4 protein-coding genes are annotated in these 5,351 nt (G+C 76.4%); 3 read left to right on the top strand and 1 reads right to left on the bottom strand.

The annotated features are described in order from the left end of the window. Positions 1-674: 674 nt before the first annotated feature. From F8271_RS29640 to F8271_RS29650, 3 genes are all read left to right on the top strand, one after another. Positions 675-1,361 (top strand): BON domain-containing protein, encoded by a 687-nt coding sequence (locus F8271_RS29640; RefSeq protein WP_151493120.1) that lies wholly within the window; start codon positions 675-677, stop codon positions 1,359-1,361. A 66-nt stretch (positions 1,362-1,427) separates the two neighbouring features. Beyond that, positions 1,428-1,922 (top strand): redoxin domain-containing protein, encoded by a 495-nt coding sequence (locus F8271_RS29645; protein ID WP_151493121.1) that lies wholly within the window; start codon positions 1,428-1,430, stop codon positions 1,920-1,922. Then, positions 1,919-2,467 carry a thioredoxin domain-containing protein gene (locus F8271_RS29650; protein WP_151493122.1) on the top strand — a complete coding sequence of 183 codons (549 nt, stop codon included), beginning with the start codon at positions 1,919-1,921 and terminating at the stop codon, positions 2,465-2,467. Before F8271_RS29645 ends, F8271_RS29650 begins: the two co-directional genes overlap by 4 nt. Before the next feature lie 12 nt (positions 2,468-2,479). Here the strand turns inward: F8271_RS29650 and F8271_RS29655 are convergent. Continuing rightward, positions 2,480-5,351: LuxR C-terminal-related transcriptional regulator (locus F8271_RS29655; RefSeq protein WP_370461995.1), on the bottom strand; the 2,872-nt coding region annotated here is incomplete at its 5' end.

A 5,351-nucleotide genomic window follows, 5' to 3' on the forward strand; every position in this document is an offset into this window, starting at 1 on the left:
GCCCGGCGGGGGCGGCGGAGGCCGGTCCGCCGGGTGCCGGACCCCTCAGGCAGCCCGGCGGACCGGTGATCGGGTGCGGCCCGGGTGGTGTCGCCCGGGCCGCTCGGCCTGCCTGCTCACGCAGGTGACGTGGCCGGGCGGGGCGTTGCCGCCGGCCCGCAGGCCGAGGAGGCCGAGGACGCCGACCGGCAGCCGGCGGCCGACACGGACACGGCCGTGCCGGCGGACCTCTCCGCATCTTGCGGGTCCCCCGCGGAGGTGGACGCCCGGGGGACGGGGCCAACCTCCGGTGGTGGCGCCGTGGCCCGGGGGACGAGCACGGCGACAGGGACAGCGCGACGGTGGGAACGGGTGCCACGACAGGGACGGGTGCCACGACAGGGACGGGTGCCACGACGGGACGGCTCGGAGCTGCCCTGGCTCCCACCACCCGACGCGACGGCTCCCGCGATCGAGGAATGGGCTTACCGTAACCGATCCCCCGCCACTTTGGAAGCGCTCCCATCATCGATGTCCATGACCGGTACGGATGAGGCAGGCCCAGCCCCGGGCGGCACCGTCACCCGCACCGGGCGAGGACGGCTCACCCCGGCCGGCGGCAGGATCGGATCCCGGCGGACCTGCGGTGCCGGTTGCCGGCCGGTCCGCCACCCGACGCACCGGAGGAGGGACAGATGGCCATCGCGACGATCAGCCGTACCGACCAGGACATCCAGTCCGCCGTCCTCGACGAACTGACCTGGGAGCCCCGCGTGCAGCCGCACGAGATCGGGGTGACCGTCGACGAGGGCGTCGTCACGCTGACCGGACGGGTGGACGGCTACGCGAAGAAGTGGGCCGCCGAGCGGGCCGCACACCGCGTCGTCGGAGTCCGGGCGGTCGCCAACGACCTGGCCGTCCGACTGCCCGGCAGCGCCGAACGCACCGACCCGGACCTGGCCGCCGCGGCCGGTCACGCCCTGGAGTGGGACGCGTTCGTACCCGTCGAGAAGCTCCAGGTCACCGTCTCGACCGGCTGGGTGACGCTGCACGGCGAGGTCGAGTGGGAGTACCAGCGCCGCGCCGCCGAACGGTCGGTGAGCCGGCTGACCGGCGTACGCGGGGTGAGCAACGGGATCACCGTCCGCCCGGCCGCGCCTCCGGACGGCCAGAACCTGGCCGACCGGATCGTCGACGCGCTCGCCCGCGCTGGCGCCACCGAGGCCGAACGGGTCAGCGTGCGGGTGCACGGCGACACCGCGGTGCTCGGCGGGCTGGTGCACTCGATGCCCGAGCGGGCCGAGGTGGAGCAGGTGGCATGGTCGGCGCCGGGCGTCCGGGAGGTGCAGAACCACATCGCGGTCGCCCCGGTGCTGCGCTGAGCGTCAGCGTGGAACCACCCGGGGCGGGTGAGCCGGCCTCACCCGCCCCGGGCGCAGGCTGGGGGCATGAGTGATCCGAACGGGCTGATCCAACCGGGGAACTCCGCGCCCGGCTTCACCCTGGCGGCTACCCCGGACGGGCACGAGGTCGGGCCGGAGCAGTTCCGCGGCCGGCCGGTCGTGCTCGCCTTCTATCCCGCCGACTGGAGCCCGGTCTGCGGCGACCAGATGGCGCTCTACCAGGCGGCGATGCCGGTGTTCGACCAGTATCAGGCCGCGCTGCTCGGCATCTCGGTGGACAGCATCTGGTCGCACCGCGCGTTCGCGCAGGCCCGGGGCATCGAGTTCCCGCTGCTGGCCGACTTCGAGCCCAAGGGCGAGGTGGCCCGCCGCTATGGCGCGTACACCTCGGGGGGTGAAGCGGCGCGGGCGCTGGTGATGCTCGACCAGGCCGGGACGGTGGCCTGGAGTTACCTTTCCGCGCCCGACGTCAATCCGGGCGCGGACGGCATCTTCGACGCGCTGGACCGGCTCGCCCGGCAGGGGGTGATGGCCCGATGACCACGCCACTTCAGGTCACCGCCCGCCTGCGCGACCCGGTGACCGCCGAGGACCACGCCCGTGGGCCGGTCGACGCGCCGGTGACGGTCGTCGAGTACGGCGACTTCCAGTGTCAGTTCTGCGGTGCGGCGTATCCCAACCTGCACGAGCTGCTGCGCCAGCGGGCCGACACGGTACGCCTGGTCTACCGCTACTTCCCGATCGCCAACGTGCACCCGTACGCCGAACGCGCCGCCGAGACGGCCGAGGCCGCCGCCACCCGGGGCCGGTTCTGGGAGATGCACGACTGGCTGTACGAGCACCAGGACCAGTTGGACCCGGTGCACCTCTCGCTCGGCGTCGAGCAGGTCGGTCTGCCGCCGGACGAGCTGAACGCGGAGGTGGAGAGCCGGATACACGCCGACCGGGTACGCCGCGACTTCGTGGGCGGGATCCGCAGCGGCGTGAACGGCACCCCGACCCTCTTCGTCAACGAGGTCCGGCACGAGGCCGGGTACGACCTGCCCGACCTGCTGGCCGCGGTGGACGCCGCCGCCAACGCCTGACCGCCGCTGGGCTCAGATCAGTCGTAGCTCGCGCGCCCGCCGGACCGCTTCGCGCCGGCGGGTCGCGTCGAGCTTGCGGTAGATGTTGCGCACGTGGGTCTTCACCGTGTTGACCGACAGGGACAGCTCACTGGCGATCTCCACGTTGGACAGGATGCTCTGCAGGTAGCGCAGGATGGTCAGCTCCCGCTCGGTGAGCGGCTCGTCGAGGGTGCCCGCCGGTTCGACCGGCGGTCGGGTCGGGGCCTGGTCGGCGTCCCGCACCAGGTCGCTGACCAGTGCGAAGTGTGCCGTGCCGGCGTCCAGGTGCGCGGCCAGCAGACCCCGTACCGGCGGTTCGGCGCGGGTGAAGGCCCGCCGGCAGCCCTGCGGGCCGGCCAGGTCGAGCACCTGTTCCAGGATCCGTCCCGCCCGCCGCCCGTCCCCGGCCCGCTCGGCGAGCACCGCGTCCAGCAGGCCGGCGTCCAGGCGTACCGGTAGCGGCCAGGCGTCCGCCTGCGGCGCCTGCCAGTCCGGCAGTGCCCGGCCGGCGGCACCGGCGTCGCCGGCCCGCAACTCCACCCGCGCGAGGCTCACGGCGAGCGCCGGTTCGGTGTCGTCGCCGGCCAGCAGCTCGCGGGCGCCGTCCAGGTCGCCCCGCTCGGCCCGCAGCTCCGCTTCGGCGGCGCGCAGCAGGGCGGCCAGTTCGGCGGCGTCCGGGGCGTCGGTCACCGTCGCCCGCGCCCGGACGAGCAGCCGTTGGCCGGCCGCCGGGTCGCCGGAGTCGCCGTGCAGGCGCGCCCGGCACAGTGCGGCGACCGCCGCCGCCACCAGCTCCCCCGGTTGGCCGTCCCCCGCCTCCGCACCGGGGACGCCGACCGACGCGTCGTCCGAATCCGCCGCGACCGGGCCGGCAAGGCCGACCGGGCCGGTCGCCGACGTGGCGAGGGCGAGGTTCGCGGCCGCCTCGTCGGGCTGGTCGCGGTGCAGCGCCACCAGGGCCAGCGCCAGGTACGCGTAGCCGCAGTCGAGACGGCAGGACCAGCCCCGGCAGGGCGGCATACCCAGCGCGTCCCGGGCCGCCCGTTCGGCCCCGCGCAGGTCACCGCGCACCGCGAGCAGCAGCGCGGCGCGACTGGCGTCGACCAGCTCGGTCCGCGCCCGGCCGGCCTCCCGGGCCGCCGCCCGGGCGCGGACGAACCGGCCGTGTGGCAGCGCGCCGGCGGCCAGCTCCACCAGCCCCAGCGCGGTGCCGGTGAAGGCCCGCAGGTCCGCGTCCTCGATCGCGCCTCCCCCACCGCTGGTCGGTGAGGCGTCCGGCCGACCGGTCGGGTCGGCCCCGGCCGGTCGGGTTCGCAGCAACCGGGCGGCGGCGGCCCGGACCTCCGCCGGATCGGCGGCGAGCCGGGCCACGGTCAGCTCCAGCGCGGTGGCCAACCGCAGGAACCGGTCCCGGCGGGGCACCGGCAGACCACCGGCGTACGCGGCGGCGGTGCGCAGGTGCCCGCCGGCGGCCGGCAGGTCGCCCGCGTACGCCCGCTCGGCGGCGCAGGCCAGGGCCACCTCCGGGTCGGCGCGGACCACGTCCGGCGGCGGCGACGGAGGCGGCGGACCGCTGACCGTGTCGCCGTCGTAGCGGGTCAGCTCCGGCCAGTGCGCGACGAACAGGTCGCCGGCCAGGTCCCACCGGCCGGCGGCCAACGCGTGCCGCAGGCCGTCGGCCGGGCGCCCGGCGCCGGCGTACCAGTCGGCTGCCCGTACGTGCAGCTCACGCAGGTCGTCGGCGGGCAGCCGGGCCAGCTCGGCCCGGAGCAGGTCGGCCAGCAGGGGGTCGCAGCGGTACCAGGGTGGGCGGCCGTCCTCCCGGTGCAGCAGACCGCCGACGCCGGCCAGGTCGGCCAGGGCCTGCGCGGCGTCGGTGCGCCCGGTCAACGCCTGCGCCAGGTCCGCGCAGACCGTCTCGGTGAGGGCCGTGCGGCGCAGCAGGTCCCGGTCGGCCGGATCGATCCCGGCGAGAACCTCCTCCTGGAGGTACCCGGCGATCTCCGGCTGGTCGCCGCCGAACTGCCCCACCCAGCGCTCCGGGTCGGCCTGACCGCGTACCGCCAGGGCGGCGATCCGCAGCGCGGCCGGCCAGCCACCGGTACGGTCGCGCAGCCGGCGCACCGCAGCCGCCGGCAGCGCCGCCCCGTGCGCGGTGAGCAGGTCGGCCACCTCGTCGTCGGTGAAGGCCAGCTCGTCGGGGCCGATCTCGGTCAGCTCGCCGGCGAGGCGGAGCCGGTGCAGGGCCAGCGGCAGCCCCGCCCGCGCTCCGACCACCAGGTGCAGCCGCTGCTCGGCGTGCCGGAGCAGGAACTCCAGGCCGGTGAGCGCCGCCGGATCGGTGACCCGGTGCAGGTCGTCGAGGACGAGCAACACCGGACGGTCCGCGGCGGCGAGCGCGGCGGCGAGGGCTTCCAGCTGGTCGGGGCGCGGCGGCCGGTCGGGCACCGGGCCGTCGTCGGTCGGCACGGTCGCCGCCCGCAGCGCCGCCGCGAGGTACGCCCACAGTCGTTCACCGTCGTCGCCGGCCTCCACCGACACCCACGCCGGTTCCGGCCCGGGCACCGCCGGAGCTGCCCCGTCCTCGGGCACCACCGCATTCGGGCCGGCCTCGTCGCCGCCGCCGCTCAGCCGCACCCACGAGGCGAGCAGTGTCGTCTTTCCCCAGCCCGCCGGTGCGGCGACCAGGGTGATCGGTCCCGCGCTGCCCTCGTCCAGGCGGCGCAGCAGGCGGGGCCGGGCCACCACCGGCTCGGGTGGCACGGCCGGCGTCAACCGGGACGCCAGCAACGGCCGGTCCGCCGGGCGCCCCGGTGCCGTACCGACCCGTGCGCGATCCTGCTGTTCCGGCACTCGGCCCCAC

The organism is Micromonospora sp. ALFpr18c (genome assembly GCF_008868155.1).
In the GTDB taxonomy this organism is placed as follows: Bacteria; Actinomycetota; Actinomycetes; order Mycobacteriales; family Micromonosporaceae; genus Micromonospora.

Coding starts and splice junctions, on each gene's coding strand:
- F8271_RS29650 (WP_151493122.1), top strand. CDS start 1,919: ATGACCACGCCACTTCAGGTCACCGCCCGCCTGCGCGACCCGGTGACC.
- F8271_RS29640 (WP_151493120.1), top strand. CDS start 675: ATGGCCATCGCGACGATCAGCCGTACCGACCAGGACATCCAGTCCGCC.
- F8271_RS29645 (WP_151493121.1), top strand. CDS start 1,428: ATGAGTGATCCGAACGGGCTGATCCAACCGGGGAACTCCGCGCCCGGC.